Here is a 15482-nt window from a genome sequence, read left to right as displayed (position 1 = left end):
TCGGCGCACCACTTTCGATGTGGCGACGGTAACAATCGAGGCTTGGCTGTGCAATAGTTGTAGGGGCCATGAGTGAACATCGCCTCGGTGACAGCGACCACAGCTGCAACTTCCGGAGTTGCTCGGCCGGGAAGAACTTCGCTCCGTACGAACGGGAACGCACGGCATTACGCCGGGTACAGCCGGGCTCGTTCGGCTCGGAAAACCTGATCACCTGCGATTCCGTGTGGTGGGCACAAAGTCATGCCAACACAGAAATTGGGACCCCATGAATACAGTGAGGAGGGGATAACGCGATGGTGAGAACAGTGATCGACAAGTTGATCGAATTGGTCGTGGTGCTCTGCATCGTCAGCCTCGGCACGTTCGCTCTTGTATCGTTCATCCCCGGCGATCCGTCGGTCGCGATACTCGGTGAGGGCTATGCGCCCGAGGACTATGCGCGGGTGCGCGCCGAGATGGGCCTCGATGATCCCTTCTTGACTCGGTACTGGCACTGGTTGTCGGGTGCGCTTCAGGGCGATCTCGGAACTTCCATAGTTCCCCCACAGGGGCCGGTCATCGACAGCATCGGTGAGGCAATGCCCGTCAGTCTCCAACTGGCATTGATGGGCCTGGTCATCGCGATCGTCGTCGCGGTGCCGTTGGCTGTGTACTCCGCTCGTCACCAGGGCAACTGGATCGATCGCGCGATCGGGGCCGGCACATTCGGTGTGCTGTCGATCCCGAGTTTTCTGTCCGGTCTCCTGCTGATCATGCTGGCCGTGAATCACCTGGGATGGTTCCCCCGGTCCCAGTGGGTCCGCATCTCGGAGGGGTTGGGGCAGAACCTGTACCACGCCATCCTTCCGGCGATCGCCATCAGCCTGCTGGAGATGGCGATGTTCACCCGAATTCTTCGCAGCGACCTGGTCATGACGCTCGGGGAAAAGTTCATCCTCGTCGCCAAGGCGAAGGGTATGTCCAACACTCGGCTACTCTTCAGCGACGCGTTGCGCCCGTCGTCGTTCTCGCTGATCACGATGCTCGGCGTCGTCCTCGGTTCGATGATCGGCAGCACCGTTATCGTCGAGACGCTGTTCTCGTTGCCCGGGATGGGTTCGCTCATCGTCCGCGCGGCGCAGCAGGGTGATATGCCGATGGTGCAGGGTGCGGTGCTGGTTATCGCCGTCATCTACGTCGTGGCCAACGGCGTCATCGATATCGCCTACGGATACCTCGACCCAAGGAGCCGGCGAGCCCATGTCTGAGACCGCAACCGACGAAATCGAGATGCCGGCCACCACAGGCCGCGTGCTCGACGCCGCGAACGTAGAGAAACTGGCGGACGCGTCCGATCTCGCGGAACGCCGCAACCTGTACCGGATCGGAGCGTTTCTGACCGTGGTGGGCGTCGTCGCCACCGGAATCGGTCTGGCGCCTCTACTGATCATCGGTGTCCGGACCGTACTCTTCGTGGTCGGACTGGTCGCGCTGTACATGGGGATGCGCCGGCTCGGGCTGGCCCGGTTCGGCGCGGACTTCGACCTGACCTTCGTCCTGGCCTGTGTATGGTTGGCGGCTCTCATCGCAGCGGCGCTGTTCGCCCCACTGCTACCGCTGGCCGAGCACGAGGACACTACCAAGACCCTCGCCGCCGAGAGCTATGCCGAACCGAACTTGTTCTCGTCCAACCCATTAGGAACCAACAATTTTGGTCTCGACTTGCTCGCGCGTTCCGTCTACGGTGCCCGGTCGTCGCTCATCGTTGCTGTGGCAGCCGTGCTGATCGGTATGGTCATCGGCGGAGCAATCGGCATCGTCGCAGGCTACTTCGGGGGCAATGTCGACCGCATCATCGGCGTCATGACGAACTCGCTGCTCGCGGTACCAGCTCTGATCCTGCTGATCGCGCTCGCATCGGTGCTCGAACCGAATCTGCGAAACATTGCGCTAGCTCTCGCCATACTGGCAATTCCCAGTATGGTCCGTATCGCCAGAGCGAACACCCTTGTGTACTCTCAACGCGAATTCGTGCTTGCCGCAAGGTCTATGGGAGCGACCAAGCTGCGAGTGATGCTCCGTGAGATAGCGCCCAATGTTGCACTGCCGCTGGCCTCGCTCGGCATGGTGATGATCTCGGTAATGATCGTTGCCGAAGCATCGCTGAGCTTCCTCGGGCTCGGCATTCAACCACCGTCCCCGACGTGGGGCAACATGATCTCCGAAGGGCAGGGGAACGTCTTCGAGCAGTATCCGTACGTCGTGCTGGTACCCGGCTTCTTCCTTTTCTTGACCGTGTTCTCGTTCAATATGGTCGGCGAGAAAGCTCAGAGGAAGACCGGGGGCGCTCGGGAGGTGAAATTGTGAGCAGTAACGAACAGATCCTGACGGTGGACAAGGTGTCCACCAGGTTTCGCACCAAGCGCGGGCAACTCCGGGCGGTCGAGCAAGTCTCCTTGCAGCTCGACGCCGGGGAGACGCTCGGCCTCGTCGGTGAATCCGGATCGGGTAAATCCGTTCTGGGACAGACGATCATGGGTTTGGTATCGAGTGGTGGCGGTACGACCGTCACAGGTGAGGTACGCTTCATGGGCCGGGACATGCAGGCTTTGACCCGTAAGGAGCAGCAGCAGCTGTGGGGCAAGGACATCGCGATGGTGTTCCAAGACCCGATGTCGGCACTCAATCCCTTCAAGCGGATCGGTACCCATATCGCCGAGTCCCTTCGCACGCACCTCGGCCTGGGCAAGATCCAGGCGAACGAACGCGCGATAGAACTGCTGCGCAAGGTGCGCATTCCCGAACCTGCGCGGCGCATCGACCAGTACCCGCACGAGTTGTCAGGCGGTATGCGCCAGCGCGTGGTCATTGCGATGGCACTCGCGTGTGACCCGAAGCTGACCATTGCAGACGAACCGACGACCGCGCTGGACGTCACCGTCCAGAAGCAGATCCTCGAGCTGCTCGATTCGCTGCGCACCGAACTGGGGATGGCCACTATCCTGGTCAGCCACGACCTCGGAGTTGTTGCCGGACAGACGGACCGGGTTGCGGTGATGTACGCGGGACGGATCGTCGAGATGGCACCCACCCGAGAGCTGTTCGCCGGCCCGCGACATCCTTACACCGAGGCCCTGCTGGCGGCAGTGCCTCGCCTCGACCAGGAACCGCACACCCGCCTCGAGCCCATCGACGGCGGCCTGCCGGACATGACCGAGCCACCCACGGGATGTGCCTTCGCGTCCCGGTGCAAGTACGTGCAGCAGTCTTGCCGGGAGGTGGCGCCGGTCCTGACCGCCACTCCGGATACCGTCGGGGCCCGCCACCCGCATGAAGTGGCCTGCCATTTCCCTCTGGGCGGTGTGGCTGTGAGCGACCTCGGAGCGCCGGGAGCCGCCGACACCAACGATCTCGAGCTCGAAGTGGAGACCATCTGATGGCCGGTAGTGGTGTTGCGCACCTACGCAAGAACGAGAACCCTGTGCTCGCAGTCGAGAACATGGTGGTGGAGTTCCCTGTCGGGCGGGGACAGACGGTACATGCCGTCTCGAACATCAGCTTCGACCTGCTCCAAGGCGAAACGCTCGGTATCGTCGGTGAATCGGGCTGCGGCAAGTCCACTGCCGGGCGCGCCGTTCTGCAGTTGCCGGCTCCGAAGTCCGGCAGGGTGGAGATCGACGGAATCGAGCTGACCACGCTGAGCGCGTCGGCGCTGCGTAAGATTCGAGCGCAAATGCAGATGATCATGCAGGATCCGATCTCGTCGCTCAATCCGCGCCGCAAGGTCAAGCATCTCGTCACGGAGGGCGCCCGCATGTGGGGCCAGCGCAACAACGAGTGGCTCTATCGATCGGGTCGGAACCTGCTGCAATCGGTCGGGCTCGATCCGGACATGGTGTGGGAACGGCTTCCGAGCGAGCTCTCGGGCGGTCAGTGTCAGCGGGTGTGCATCGCGCGCGCCATGATGCTCAGGCCGAAGGTTCTCATCTGCGATGAGCCCGTGTCCAGCCTGGACGTCTCGGTGCAGGCCCAGATCCTCAACCTCCTCGAGCAGGCCAAGGCTGAGTTCGAGCTTACGATGATCTTCATCGCCCACAACATGGCGGTGGTGAAGAACATCAGCGACCGAGTCATGGTCATGTATCTCGGCAAGGTGTGCGAGATCGCGCCGAGCCGAGAGATGGAACGCCTGGCGTTGCATCCGTATACGCAGTTGCTGCTGGCGTCGATCCCCGATCCTGACATTCTGCTCAGCGAATCCGAGGCGGTACCTCTCATCGAGGGAGACCTTCCGTCTCCCCTCGATCCACCATCCGGTTGCCGATTCCGCACGCGGTGCCCACTGGTGACCGACCGTTGCACGGCGGAGGAACCGTCGCTGCGCGAAATAGCGGAAGGTCACTACGTGGCGTGTCACAATATTTGACACACATCATGCGCGGCGCACACGACGTGCCTATCGGAGGAAGTGCGCGTACTCCCCACACCGCTCCGCCTTCAGGGTCGTGTTGAGCACCAGCCGGGTCTGGAGTCGGATGTAGTCGTCGAGGGTGTAGATGGACCCGAAATGCCAGTGCTTGAGCGCCCACCCGTGGGCGAGCAACAGGATGTCGAACACCATCAGGTCGACGTCGATGGGCTCCATGATTCCGGCGGCGATACCGTCATCGAGGGCGGAGCGCAGCGGCGCCGACGTCTCGACCTCCAGCTCCTTGATCCGGGCGCGACCGTCGGCGTCGAGCGTGCGGCTCTCCCGGTAGGTGAGGACGGTGGCGTCGAGGTTCTCGTCGACGATCTCGATGTAGCGGCGGATGCCGGCGGCGAGCCGTTCGACCGGGTCGTCGCCGGCGGCCTCCATCGCAGGTTCGATCTGGTCGCGGAAGGTGTCGAGGATCGAGACGATGGTGGCGAGGAGGATCTCCTCCTTGCCGCCGAAATACTTGTAGATCAGTCCGACGCTGACACCGGCCTCGTCGGCCAGCGCCTGCATCGACATCTGGTGGAAACCGGTGCGCTGCATGACCTGCACGGCGGCGTCGAGGACCTGCTTGCGGCGGGAACTGGTACGAACTGCCCGCACGGCCTCTTCCACGGGAAGTGCATCGTGGTCGGTGGTCATAGGGGCTCCTCGTCGCTTTTCGGTCCGATTCACAGTACCGAGTGCTCAGCGGTGTGAATCGTGCAGCTGGGACGGTCGTCAGATCCCGAGATCCTTCGCGACGATCGTCTTCATGATCTCGGTGGTTCCGCCGTAGATCGTCTGGATGCGGGCGTCGACGAAAGCGCGTGCGACGCCGTATTCGCGCATGTAGCCGTATCCGCCGTGCAGTTGCAGGCAACGATCGGCGACACGCACCTGCAGTTCGGTGGCCCACCACTTCAGGCGCGCGGCGCGGGCGGCGGTGAGCTGCCCGGCCACGTGCTCGGCGATGCAATCGTCGAGGTAGGTGCGGGCGATGTCGAGCTCGGTGGCCAGCTCGGCGAGCACGAACTGGGTGTTCTGGAAGCTCGACACCGGCTTCCCGAAGGCCTTCCGTTCGCGGACGTAGTCGAGGGTCTGCGCGAGGACGCCTTCGGCGGCTGCGACCGCGCCGATGGACAGCGACAACCGTTCCTGCGGGAGGTTGTGCACCAGCTGGTAGAAGCCGCGACCTTCGTCGCCGAGCCGGTTCGCGACCGGCACCCGCATGTCGGTGAACGTCAGCTCGCTGGTGTCCTGGGCGTGCAGACCGATCTTCTCGAGATTGCGTCCGCGGGAGAAGCCGGGGGTGTCGGCCTCGACGACCAGCAGCGTCAGACCCTTGTGCGGGTCGTCGGAGGTGCGGGTCGCGACGACGAACAGGTCGCCGTTCTGACCGTTGGAGATGAACGTCTTGGCTCCGTTGACGACGTAGTGGTCGCCGTCGCGCACCGCGGAGGTGCGGATGCCGGTGAGGTCACTGCCGGTGCCGGGTTCGGTCATGGCGATACCCAGCACCGTCTCGCCGCGGACGACGCCGGGCAGCCACCGCGCCTTCTGTTCGTCGTCGGTCAGCTCGGTCAGGTAGGGCAGCACCACGTCGTTCTGCAGGGAGAACGCAATGCCGGCTGCGGCGTTGCCGGCGCGGTTGACCTCCTCGATGAGGATGGCGTTGTAGCGGAAGTCGTCGACACCGGGACCGCCGTACTTCTCGTCGACGGAGAAGGCGAGCAGTCCGAGTTTGCCGGCCTCGGTGAACAACGACCGGTCGAGGCAGCTCGCGTGCTCCCAGTCCTCGTGCACGGGAGTGATCTTGCTGTGCACGAAGTCGCGTGCGACCTCCCGGAACTGCTGGTGCTCGGTCTCGTATTCGAGGCGTGCATTCATCGGGTGATCCTCGAGTCGGTGGGTGCGGTGAACAATCCTGCGGCGAACTCGTCGGCTGCCGTTCGGGTTGCCTTGTAGTGCAGTTTCTTTCCGGTGGCAGAGACCGGCAGCGACTCGACGAACCGGTAGGCACGCGGTCGCTTGAATGTGGAGAGCATCGGATGCTCACGGCAGTGCGCGTCGAGCGTGTCGGCCGTGACATCGGAACTTCCGGCGACGATGTATGCGACGACGATGCGTCCCCAGCGCTCGTCGGGCACGCCGACGACGAGGCAGTCGGACACACCCGGATGCGAGTTGAGCGCTTCCTCGACCTGCACCGGATGGACGTTCTCCCCACCGCAGACGAGCATGTCGTCCTTGCGTCCGACGATGGTGACGAACTCCCCGGCATCCCACGTCGCGAGGTCGCCGATGTGCAGCCATCCGTTGTTGAACTTGGCCTTCTCCTGGTCGGGGGAGTCGAAGTAGGCGTTCGAACCCTTGGGGGAGCGGACGATCACCTCTCCGACCTCTTCGCCGTCCTTGGCGACGACGTCGTCGTGGTGGGCGAGTCGGTCCTCGTAGATGTGGACCACGCGCACGTCGTCGTCGGTGCACGCTCGGCCCGCGGTGCCGGCATGCTCGGGCAGATCGGTGGGGCGAAGGAAGGTGTTCCAGAACCCTTCGGTGCTGCCGTAGCCGTTGAAGATCCGCGGGTTGAGAACCTGCTGGTATCGCAGTGCGGCTTCGCGTTCGAGCGGCGCACCCATCGTGACGATGCCGCGCAGCGACGACAGGTCGCGTGGACGGGCCTCCTGCGCGGTCGCGAGCATCGCGAGGTTGGTAGGTGCTCCGATGAGGAAGGTGAGGCCGTGCTCGGCGACGAGGTCGAGGACGCGGTCGGCGTCGAAGGTGCGCAGCGGCACCACTTCTCCGCCGATGTAGAAGACCGGGTTGGGTCCTCCGGAGTACAGGCCGCCCCTGTGGAACCACGGCGTCATGTTGAGCGTCTTGTCCTCGGGACTCAACGGGAAGTGCATGATGACGTCGTGCGCGCTGAAGATCTCGATCATGCTGTTGAGCGGCACACCCTTCGGCATGCCGGTGGTGCCCGAGGTATAGAGGCGGGTGGTCTCGTCCCACACCGTCCGGTGCAGCGGCGGGAGCGCGACCCGATCGGCCGCCAGGTGCCGGTACCGCACGACGGTGGCGCCGGGAACGGAGACCGGGTCGCCGTCACCCACCGCGACGATCACCTTCGGCGTGTGCGCCGAACGTTCCAGCGCCTCCGTCACCATCGGGGTGAGCTCGGTGTCGTAGACGAAGACCGTGGGTGCGGACTTGTCGAGAATGAACGATGTTTCGCCGGAGGCGAGCCGGAAGTTGATCGGCGAACCCACCGCGCCCACGGCCTGAGTGGCGAGATACAGCTCAGCGAATTCGACACTGTTGAACAGCTGGTAGGCGACGACATCCCCGGCCTGCACACCTGCATCGGCCAGACCTGTGGCGACTCGGTCGACGCGTTCGCCGAGTTCGGCGTAGGTCAACCGGGTTCCGGTGTCGGGATCGGTGATGGCAACGCGGTTCCCGTACCGTCCCAGGTTGCGCCGGAAGCCGTTGAGATACGTGAAGTCGTTCTCGAAGTACTCCCGGTAGGCCCGGGCGTTGTACGACGCGCTCATGATTCGATCTCCCCTGAGGATGTCGGTCAGCCGGCCATGGTGAGGCCGCCGCTGACGCTGATCACCTGGCCCGTGATGAACGATGCGGACTCGGATGCGAAGAACAGGACGGGTGCGGCGACCTCTTCGGGTCGCGCGAGCCGCCGGAACGGAATGGTCTTGATGAGAGCAGCTTTGAGTTTCTCTTCCTGGGCCTGGAACAGCGGGGTGTCGGTGGGGCCGGGGCACACGCAGTTGACGTTGATGTTGTGCCGGGCCATCTCGCGGGCGAGCGACTTGGTGAGGGCGATGACGCCGCCCTTCGCACCCGCGTAGATGGATTCGCCGGAGCTGCCGACGCGACCTGCATCGCTGGCGAGGTTGATCACGCGACCGCCGTTTCCGGCGTCGATGATGCCGGGCAGGAAAGCGCTGCAGATGTTCACCGGGCCGAGATAATTGATCGCGACGACCTTCTGGGCGAACTCCGGTGTGGCGTTCAGGAACTGGTCGGTGCGGTCCCAGCCGGCGGCGTTGACGATCACGTTGGGCACGCCCACCTCGGCATGGGTGCGGTCGCGGAGCTCGTCGACCTGGGCGCGGTCCGAGATGTCGACCGGCAGTGCCGTGATCAGCTGGGGGTACTCCTTGGCGGTGGCTTCGGCGGCTGCGAGGTCGAGATCGGCGGCGACGACGCGATCACCCTGCGCGGCGAAACCGAGAGCGATGGCCTTGCCGATTCCGGATCCGGCGCCGGTGACCAGTGCGATGTTGCTCATGGGATGTCCTTACGGGTCTGGGGAACTCGGGTCAGGCCTTGACGTACTTCGCGAAGTCGGCAGGACGCTTCTCCGCGAACGCCTTCGCTCCTTCGAGTCCTTCGTCGGACTTGCCGAACAGGTCGAGTGCCGACATCGCGAGGTTGCTCAGGCCGGCCTGGTGGTCGGTGTCGGCGTTGAAGGACTGCTTGAGGAACTTGATGGCCGTGGGGCTCTTCTCTGCGATCTCGGCGGCGACGGCCTTGGCCTCGTCGAGCAGCTTGTCCTGTGGGACAACCCAGTTGACGAGGCCCCAGCGCTCGGCTGTGGCGGCATCGTACTGGCGGCACAGGTACCAGATCTCTCGTGCACGCTTCTCGCCGACGACACGGGCGAGGAAGGCCGAACCGAAACCGGCGTCGAACGAGCCGACCTTGGGTCCGGCCTGGCCGAATCGGGCGTTCTCCGACGCGATCGTGAGGTCGCACAGCACGTGCAGGACGTGCCCGCCGCCGACGGCGACACCGTTGACGGCGGCGATGACCGGCTTGGGGATGTCGCGGATGAGCTTGTGGAGGTAGCCGATCTCGAACATGCCGCTCTCGGTGGGGCCGTAGTCGCCGGTCTCGGCGCGCTGCTTGACGTCGCCACCGGTGCAGAAGGCCTTCTCGCCGGCGCCGGTGAGGATGATGGCCGAGACGCGGCTGTCGGCCCAGGCCGAGCGGAACGCCTTGATCAGTTCTTCGACGGTCTTGCCTCGGAAGGCGTTGTAGCGCTCGGGCCGGTTGATCGTGATGATGCCGGCTGCGCCGTCGATCTCGTAGGTGATGTCTTCGAAGTCGGTCATGGGATCCCCTTCATCGCTGCAGGTAGGAGCCTTATCGAACGGTCATTCTCTGCGAGTGAATGAGTATTCAATTCTCATGAAACTACATTCACGAACAGGGTGTGTCAACCGTCACAGGGACGCTTCGCCGACTTGGGTGGATCTGCCCCCGGATTCCGGGGCTCAACCCACCGAAATCGACAACTGGGCGTGGTAACGACGAGGGGTGACGCTCCGACACCAGTTCAGGAGGGCATTCAGCGCGTGTGCGGTCGGGAAAGCAGCGGCGCACGGGGCCTGGTGTCGGGTTGAAGGAGAAACATGAAGTTCGTCGTCCCCTACCTGCGCGTCGTAGCGGGGATGTTCGCCGCCATCACGCTGTGGCTGGCGATCGTGGAAGTAGTCAACGGCAACGTGGCCGACGCGATCCTGTTCGTGGCATTCGCGGCCGGCCTGGGATATCTCGCGATGGGCAAGCCCCTGCGCGACCGCCGCAAGCGGATCAAGGCCGAACAGGACGCGATCGCCGCCCGCGCCGAAGCCGGTCACCGCGCATTCCTGGCGGGGGACGTGCGGGCCGCGATGGCGCCGCCGCCTGCGCCGCCGAAGCCTGCGAGGATCCGCCGCGGAGTCGTTATCGCCGCTGCCGTTGCCGGGCTGCTCGTCTTCATGGGCATCATCAACGACATCTCGGACGGGCTGGACTCGCCCACGAAGGACGACGCGAGCACCACCCCGCAACCCGCTCCTCGTGCCGCTGCACCGACGACCACCACGCCATCGACGACGTCGGCTGCCACTACGGCGCGGACCGTCGCTCCGGAGACCGCTCCCGCAACGAGGATTTCCACCACGCAGGTCGCTGCTGTGGCGTCCGTTGCCGTGATGCCGAACGTCGTGTGCATGGATCTCCAAGCGGCACAGGACACCATCCAGGCCGCCGGCGTGTTCTACTCCACGAGCGTCGACGCGACCGGTCAGGGACGCGCGCAAGTATGGGACAGGAACTGGGTCGTCGTCGACCAGACTCCCTCGGTGGGAGCATCGATCGGTGAAGGCGACCCAGTGCTGTCGGTTCTGAAAGAGGGTGAATTCAGCGGGTGTTAGGCCATCGGCTGCTCCGTGCGGGAGAGATCCTCGGTGGTGGCGGTGTTCGACGGATGCCGGCCGCCCCTGAGGAATCCCATCGTTCCCGGCCGTAGGGCCTCGACCCGCAGGCCCGCCATCGCGGCCTTCAGTCCGAGATCCTTGATGGTCGAGGCGATTCGGCCGGAGTATGCCTGTTCCTTCGGGGTGTCGTCCCGCTCGTGGAACTGGACGACGCCGACGTGTCGGCCCAGGCTCACACCGACGCCGTTGAACCCGAAATCGAGATTCGCGGGCTCTTCACCGGCGATTCGGCTGAGAACCGTGTCGGCCGCAGCCAGGCCGGTGGGCAGGGCGGACTGGCATGCCATCCGCACCGGCTCTCCTGACGGTGCCGCGCAGTCGCCGGCGGCGATCACACGGTCGTCGTCGATGCTGGTCATCGTTTCGTCGGTGAGGATCCGGCCGAGTTCATCCGTCCTGAAACCACTCGTGCGGGCCAATTCGGGAACGCCGAATCCGGCGGTCCAGACGGTGATCGCACTCTCGAGGACGGTGTCGTCGTCGAGCGTGAAGCCGTCGGGTCCGACGCGGGTGACGCGCGCGTTCTCGATGATCTCGACCCGCAGGTCCGCGAGCCGTTCGTAGGTTGCCGCACGGGCCTTCTCGGACAGCATCGGACCGATGACACCGCTGCACACGAGGCGCACGCGACGTCCCTGTTCGGCCAGCTCGCCGGCTGTTTCGAGCCCGGTGAGCCCAGCACCGACGACCGTGACGACGGCTTCCGGTTCGAGACTGCTCAGCGCGTACTGCAGGCGTTCGGCATACTCGAATTCGGCCACCGGGAAAGCGAATTCCTCGACGCCAGGAACGGTGGACCGTCTCGTGGCGGTACTTCCGACGGCGTAGACGAGGTAGTCGTAATCGACCGTTCCGCCGGATGCGAGATGGACGGTGCGCGTACCGGGTTCGATGCGGGTCACGGTATCGACCAGAAGGTCGACTCCCTTCGCCAGAAGTGTGCGGTAGTCGCCGGATGCATGGTGGTTGCCGACCGCGAACTGGTGCAACCGGGTTCGCTGGACGAAGTGCGGCCGCGGATTGATGACGGTGACCGCAGCCTTCCTGCTCATGCGGTTGGCAGCGACCGTTCCGGCATATCCACCGCCGATGACGACGACACGGGGGCGTGTGTTGAACATGGCTTCTCCGATCCGTTCGTTGGCTCCGTCGGGAGCCCTCGTCATGTAGGACCGGACAGCCTTGTCGTTTGTGACATGCCACGCCGAACAATTGGCAGAATTCAGGGTCGTTGCAGGTCACGGAGCTTCTGGGCGAGCACCCGCACATCGGCCACTGGCCCCAGATGGGCGAGCTTGTCCGGGTTGATCATCACCCGGACCGCGCCGATCTTCCCGTCCGTCACGTCGAACGTCATGACCTGCACGATGGCACCCTCGGCGTCCCGCACGATCAGGCCGGGGAGCCTGTTGATCTCGCGGGATTCGAGCGACATTCCGAGCTGGCCCATGGGCGAGACGAACGAGGCCAGCAACCGCATGACCTTCTCGCCACCGACCACGATCTTGCGGATGGCCGGTGCCTTGCCACCGCTGTCGGCGACGAGCTGCACATCGGCGGCCAGCAGATCGCGCAGGGCGTCGACGTCGCCATCCTGGAACGCCGTGAGGAATCGTGCGGTGAGTTGCTCGTGCGCCTGCGGGTCGGTGTCGAACCGCGCCGAACCTTGATCGACGTGGCGTCGCGCCCGCACCGCGAGCTGCCGGCACGCCGCTTCGGAGCGGTCGACGATCTCGGCAATCTCCGAGAAACCGAATCCGAATGCCTCGCGCAACACCAAGACGGCGCGTTCGAGCGGACTGAGACGTTCGAGCAGTACCAGCGCTGCCGTCGAGATCGATTCCCGCAGTTCGGCCGAGCGCGCCGGATCGTCGTAGGGCTCCTCGAGTATCGGTTCCGGCAGCCATTCGCCCACATATCGTTCGCGCCGCGCCCGCGCCGATTCGAGCATGTTGATCGATACCCGGGTGACGACGGTGGACAGGAATGCTCGGGCCGAATCCGGTTCGGCGCCGGAGGTTTCGTATCGCACCCAGGTGTCCTGCACCGCGTCCTCGGCTTCGGTCACGCTCCCGAGGATGCGGTAGGCGATGGCGAACAACAGTGGACGCAGGTTCTCGAACTCTTCGACGCCGGTCACGTCGGCCCCTCCCGTAGACCCGTGCTTCGATCACAGCACTCCACCCGGGGTTCGCGCAACGAGGATGAATTCGATCGGGAACGAATCGGGCGCCCTGCGGGCGGCTGCCCTCGACCGATCGGAGACCCTTCGGGTCCCTGAGTCGTCGTCCCCTTCCCCAAGGCTGCCCGGTCGCCATGCCCCGATAGACCGTCTCGGCCAGCACGGATAGCCCCACGTCGCGGAGGACGTGCGGCTCGCACTGGACCCGGTCGTTCGTGTCGACCCGCACGATCGGGTGCTCCACCACCAGCTGTGGAGACGAGGGATACTGGTGCCCAGTCGGTTTCGAGACAGGGAACGGCCCCGGCTCGCAGCGTCGGTGCGCTGACGTCGGACTGTGGGAGACGAGCGACGAGCTGCGTCGACGCGCCTCGGTTACCGGAACGGCCCTCGTGCGCGACGATGCAGGTGAAACGCCTCGAGCCCTCCGATCACGGTGGATCGGAGGGCTGGAAAGTCAGGACGTCGGGCGTGAACCCGGGGGAGCGGGTGTGTGTCGGCCGGCGCGGACGAACGCGCTCGCGGCTCGTTGCTGGAATACGCCTCTCGAAGGCGTGTGGATAGACTCCACCCTACGGTGCATGACAGCTTCCTTCTGTCGTGTGCCCAGACCCCGGTCCGGTGTTGGCGCACCTGCCGGGGTCGACCTGTTTTCAGGTCGGTGGAGGGATGGTCGCACGGGTGTGCGAAGTCGTCAACTCGAACACACGTTCTGCTCTTGCTTGCCCTGGGAGCATGGGAAGCGCACCCGAGGGAGGCGTCGTGTCCGATCCGAACCAGGACGAGGTCGAGACCGAACTGCTCGCGTTCGCCCGGGGGTGGGCCGAGGCCATCGTCGTCCAACGACGCCGAGCGGATCGCCGAGTTCACGGACGACGACTGGGTGATGGTCTCCGAATCCGGCACGGAATCGGGCCGACGCTTTCTGTCGCTGGTCGCCTCCGGTGAGCTGACCCATTCCGCGATGGACACGGTCGGGGAGATTCGAGTGCGTGTCCACGGGGACACCGCGATCCTGACGGCCCGGGTGACGAACATTGCGCACTTTGCGGGCGAGCAGTTCGACGCGGACGAATGGACCACCGACGTGCTCGTCAGGCGAGGCGGGAAGTGGCAGTGCGTCCTGACCCACACCACACCCGCACGCAGCGATACGTCCGAATAGCGTTTCTTGCAACGATTGTCGCGCTTGTTCATGGATAGAACGGCGGCGCGGATGTAAAACCGATTGTCAGCCGTCATCGAATCCGACGCGGCATATGGTGAGACTTCTTCGCGTCGAGCCCCAACTTCCCACAAGTGCGCGTCGAGATGGCACAGTGCGGCACGGCCGACATCCGGGAAGAAGGGGGCTCGCGTGGGAGCTGTGCGACGCACGGTGGTGGCGACCGCAGTCGCGGCCACAGCCGCGGTAGGTGTATCGACGGGGCAGGCAGCCGCGACTCCTGCAATCGACACCCTCGTGAACGGTGCACTGTCCGTCACCCCGCTGTGCCAGGGAACCATCGACGCGCTGATCATCGCGTGCACCGAGCTCGAGAAGCTGACACCGCATTTTCCGTTGATGCTCGACCTGAACCCGCGGGGTACACATCTCGTCGTGCTCGGGGCCGGACTCACCGAGGACGGCAAGATCCGGCCCGTGCTCGAAGAACGGCTCGAAGCGGCTCTCCGTGCAGCGCAACGCTATCCGGAATCGCCGATTGTCGTCACCGGTGGCGTCCCGCGCAACGGCGTCACCGAAGCTCAGGCCATGAAGGACTGGCTGGTCGCGCGGGGCATCCCGTCCGAACGCATCACCGAGGAATCGCAGTCGACCTCCACCGTCGAGAACGCACGCTTCACCAACGACGTTCTGCTCGAACGGCGAGCCACGGGCGCTGTACTCGTGACGAACCGCGACCACCTCGAACGCGCGATGATCAACTTCCGGCAGGCGGTCGACGCGCGCATTCCGGTCGCGGGCATCGTCGCAGCGTGAGCGCCGGAAGTATCAACCCGGCGTATTCGCCTTCCGCGTCAGCACCTGACTGATCTCCGAAACATTCTTCGCCAGTTCGAAGTTGACCCACCCGGCTACTTCCCACAGAGGTGAAGGTTCGGGCATGAGTCCGACGATCGTCTTCTCGATGTCGGCACTCTCGAGAAGCGTCACCCATTCAGTGCGAAGAGTCCGGATGCGGTCGGTCGAGCCGGACCACTCGTAGGCGTCCGGCCCGACCGCAGTTCCCCCACTGCAGACCGCCACGGTGTTCGTCCACCACCACTCGATGTGCCAGAGCAGCCACGCAATCGTGGGCTCGGGAAGGGCCTCGGCCGTTTCGTCCGGCCAGTCGGCGACGAGACGCCCGTCGACCCGTCGAACGCCCACGCAGTTCGACGACGGCTCCCAGTGCACGGCAGCCTCGTCGATCCGTGGCAGCACGTGTTGTTCCGTGAAGAGCCAGACCAGGTCGAGTTGCTTCAGCAGCGTGCGTATGGTGAGTGGCAGAATGTCCGAGGGCATGCATGCAATCTTCGCGGATATAGCGGACACATACTCGATGTCGACACCGCGCATCTGTCCGCCGAG

The 15482-nt window shown here is 64.6% G+C and carries 15 protein-coding genes; 7 read left to right on the top strand and 8 right to left on the bottom strand.

Features of this window, described 5'->3' with window-relative positions; translation table 11 throughout:
* Positions 1-308 precede the first annotated feature (308 nt).
* From AC0LPE_RS21860 to AC0LPE_RS21845, 4 genes are read left to right on the top strand one after another with little or no spacing between them, the layout of a single operon-like run.
* The gene (locus tag AC0LPE_RS21860) at positions 309-1250 is read left to right on the top strand and encodes an ABC transporter permease (protein WP_337199994.1); all 942 of its coding nucleotides are present in this window, start codon (positions 309-311) and stop codon (positions 1248-1250) included.
* Positions 1243-2349, top strand: coding sequence for an ABC transporter permease subunit (locus tag AC0LPE_RS21855; RefSeq protein ID WP_160874555.1), 1107 nt, complete (start codon positions 1243-1245; stop codon positions 2347-2349). Before AC0LPE_RS21860 ends, AC0LPE_RS21855 begins: the two co-directional genes overlap by 8 nt.
* The gene (locus tag AC0LPE_RS21850) at positions 2346-3419 is read left to right on the top strand and encodes an ABC transporter ATP-binding protein (RefSeq protein ID WP_490605223.1); all 1074 of its coding nucleotides are present in this window, start codon (positions 2346-2348) and stop codon (positions 3417-3419) included. The genes AC0LPE_RS21855 and AC0LPE_RS21850 overlap by 4 nt, the downstream gene beginning before the upstream one ends.
* Positions 3419-4408, top strand: a complete 990-nt coding sequence (locus tag AC0LPE_RS21845) for an ABC transporter ATP-binding protein (protein WP_490605222.1) — start codon at positions 3419-3421, stop codon at positions 4406-4408. The genes AC0LPE_RS21850 and AC0LPE_RS21845 overlap by 1 nt, the downstream gene beginning before the upstream one ends.
* 30 nt (positions 4409-4438) lie before the next feature.
* Here AC0LPE_RS21845 and AC0LPE_RS21840 read toward each other — a convergent pair whose 3' ends face one another.
* The 5 genes from AC0LPE_RS21840 to AC0LPE_RS21820 all read right to left on the bottom strand — a co-directional run bounded on the left by AC0LPE_RS21840 (position 4439) and on the right by AC0LPE_RS21820 (position 9579).
* Positions 4439-5101: a TetR family transcriptional regulator gene (locus AC0LPE_RS21840; RefSeq protein ID WP_160874549.1), complete on the bottom strand. Its 663-nt coding sequence runs from the start codon at positions 5099-5101 to the stop codon at positions 4439-4441.
* A gap of 78 nt (positions 5102-5179) precedes the next feature.
* Positions 5180-6328, bottom strand: coding sequence for an acyl-CoA dehydrogenase family protein (locus AC0LPE_RS21835; RefSeq protein WP_490605221.1), 1149 nt, complete (start codon positions 6326-6328; stop codon positions 5180-5182).
* The gene (locus tag AC0LPE_RS21830) at positions 6325-7995 is read right to left on the bottom strand and encodes a class I adenylate-forming enzyme family protein (protein ID WP_490605220.1); all 1671 of its coding nucleotides are present in this window, start codon (positions 7993-7995) and stop codon (positions 6325-6327) included. Before AC0LPE_RS21830 ends, AC0LPE_RS21835 begins: the two co-directional genes overlap by 4 nt.
* Positions 7996-8021: 26 nt before the next feature.
* Positions 8022-8753, bottom strand: a complete 732-nt coding sequence (locus AC0LPE_RS21825; RefSeq protein ID WP_465862723.1) for an SDR family NAD(P)-dependent oxidoreductase — start codon at positions 8751-8753, stop codon at positions 8022-8024.
* A 31-nt stretch (positions 8754-8784) separates the two neighbouring features.
* Positions 8785-9579 (bottom strand): enoyl-CoA hydratase-related protein, encoded by a 795-nt coding sequence (locus AC0LPE_RS21820; RefSeq protein ID WP_016694125.1) that lies wholly within the window; start codon positions 9577-9579, stop codon positions 8785-8787.
* A 300-nt stretch (positions 9580-9879) separates the two neighbouring features.
* Between AC0LPE_RS21820 and AC0LPE_RS21815 the strand changes: the two genes are divergently transcribed.
* A complete protein-coding gene (locus AC0LPE_RS21815) occupies positions 9880-10665 on the top strand; it encodes a PASTA domain-containing protein (protein WP_490605219.1) in 786 nt (261 codons plus the stop codon).
* Here AC0LPE_RS21815 and AC0LPE_RS21810 read toward each other — a convergent pair.
* Positions 10662-11849, bottom strand: a complete 1188-nt coding sequence (locus AC0LPE_RS21810; protein ID WP_490605218.1) for an NAD(P)/FAD-dependent oxidoreductase — start codon at positions 11847-11849, stop codon at positions 10662-10664. The genes AC0LPE_RS21815 and AC0LPE_RS21810 overlap by 4 nt on opposite strands.
* A 101-nt stretch (positions 11850-11950) precedes the next feature.
* Positions 11951-12868, bottom strand: coding sequence for an RNA polymerase sigma-70 factor (locus AC0LPE_RS21805; protein ID WP_490605217.1), 918 nt, complete (start codon positions 12866-12868; stop codon positions 11951-11953).
* Positions 12869-13796: 928 nt separating this feature from the next.
* Between AC0LPE_RS21805 and AC0LPE_RS21800 the strand changes: the two genes are divergently transcribed.
* A complete protein-coding gene (locus AC0LPE_RS21800) occupies positions 13797-14075 on the top strand; it encodes a nuclear transport factor 2 family protein (protein WP_490605216.1) in 279 nt (92 codons plus the stop codon).
* 201 nt (positions 14076-14276) lie between these two features.
* Positions 14277-14891, top strand: a complete 615-nt coding sequence (locus AC0LPE_RS21795) for a YdcF family protein (protein ID WP_490606390.1) — start codon at positions 14277-14279, stop codon at positions 14889-14891.
* Between the two features lie 12 nt (positions 14892-14903).
* Here AC0LPE_RS21795 and AC0LPE_RS21790 read toward each other — a convergent pair whose 3' ends face one another.
* Complete coding sequence (locus tag AC0LPE_RS21790; protein WP_490605215.1) at positions 14904-15470, bottom strand: DinB family protein; 567 nt, start codon at positions 15468-15470, stop codon at positions 14904-14906.
* Positions 15471-15482: the final 12 nt, after the last annotated feature.

Source organism: Rhodococcus sp. S3 (assembly GCF_058211795.1).
This window is presented reverse-complemented; position numbering and strand designations above follow the sequence as displayed.

Coding starts and splice junctions, on each gene's coding strand:
- AC0LPE_RS21790 (WP_490605215.1), bottom strand. CDS start 15,470: ATGCGCGGTGTCGACATCGAGTATGTGTCCGCTATATCCGCGAAGATT.
- AC0LPE_RS21810 (WP_490605218.1), bottom strand. CDS start 11,849: ATGTTCAACACACGCCCCCGTGTCGTCGTCATCGGCGGTGGATATGCC.
- AC0LPE_RS21820 (WP_016694125.1), bottom strand. CDS start 9,579: ATGACCGACTTCGAAGACATCACCTACGAGATCGACGGCGCAGCCGGC.
- AC0LPE_RS21815 (WP_490605219.1), top strand. CDS start 9,880: ATGAAGTTCGTCGTCCCCTACCTGCGCGTCGTAGCGGGGATGTTCGCC.
- AC0LPE_RS21845 (WP_490605222.1), top strand. CDS start 3,419: ATGGCCGGTAGTGGTGTTGCGCACCTACGCAAGAACGAGAACCCTGTG.
- AC0LPE_RS21830 (WP_490605220.1), bottom strand. CDS start 7,995: ATGAGCGCGTCGTACAACGCCCGGGCCTACCGGGAGTACTTCGAGAAC.
- AC0LPE_RS21840 (WP_160874549.1), bottom strand. CDS start 5,101: ATGACCACCGACCACGATGCACTTCCCGTGGAAGAGGCCGTGCGGGCA.
- AC0LPE_RS21800 (WP_490605216.1), top strand. CDS start 13,797: ATGGTCTCCGAATCCGGCACGGAATCGGGCCGACGCTTTCTGTCGCTG.
- AC0LPE_RS21835 (WP_490605221.1), bottom strand. CDS start 6,328: ATGAATGCACGCCTCGAATACGAGACCGAGCACCAGCAGTTCCGGGAG.
- AC0LPE_RS21825 (WP_465862723.1), bottom strand. CDS start 8,753: ATGAGCAACATCGCACTGGTCACCGGCGCCGGATCCGGAATCGGCAAG.
- AC0LPE_RS21855 (WP_160874555.1), top strand. CDS start 1,243: ATGTCTGAGACCGCAACCGACGAAATCGAGATGCCGGCCACCACAGGC.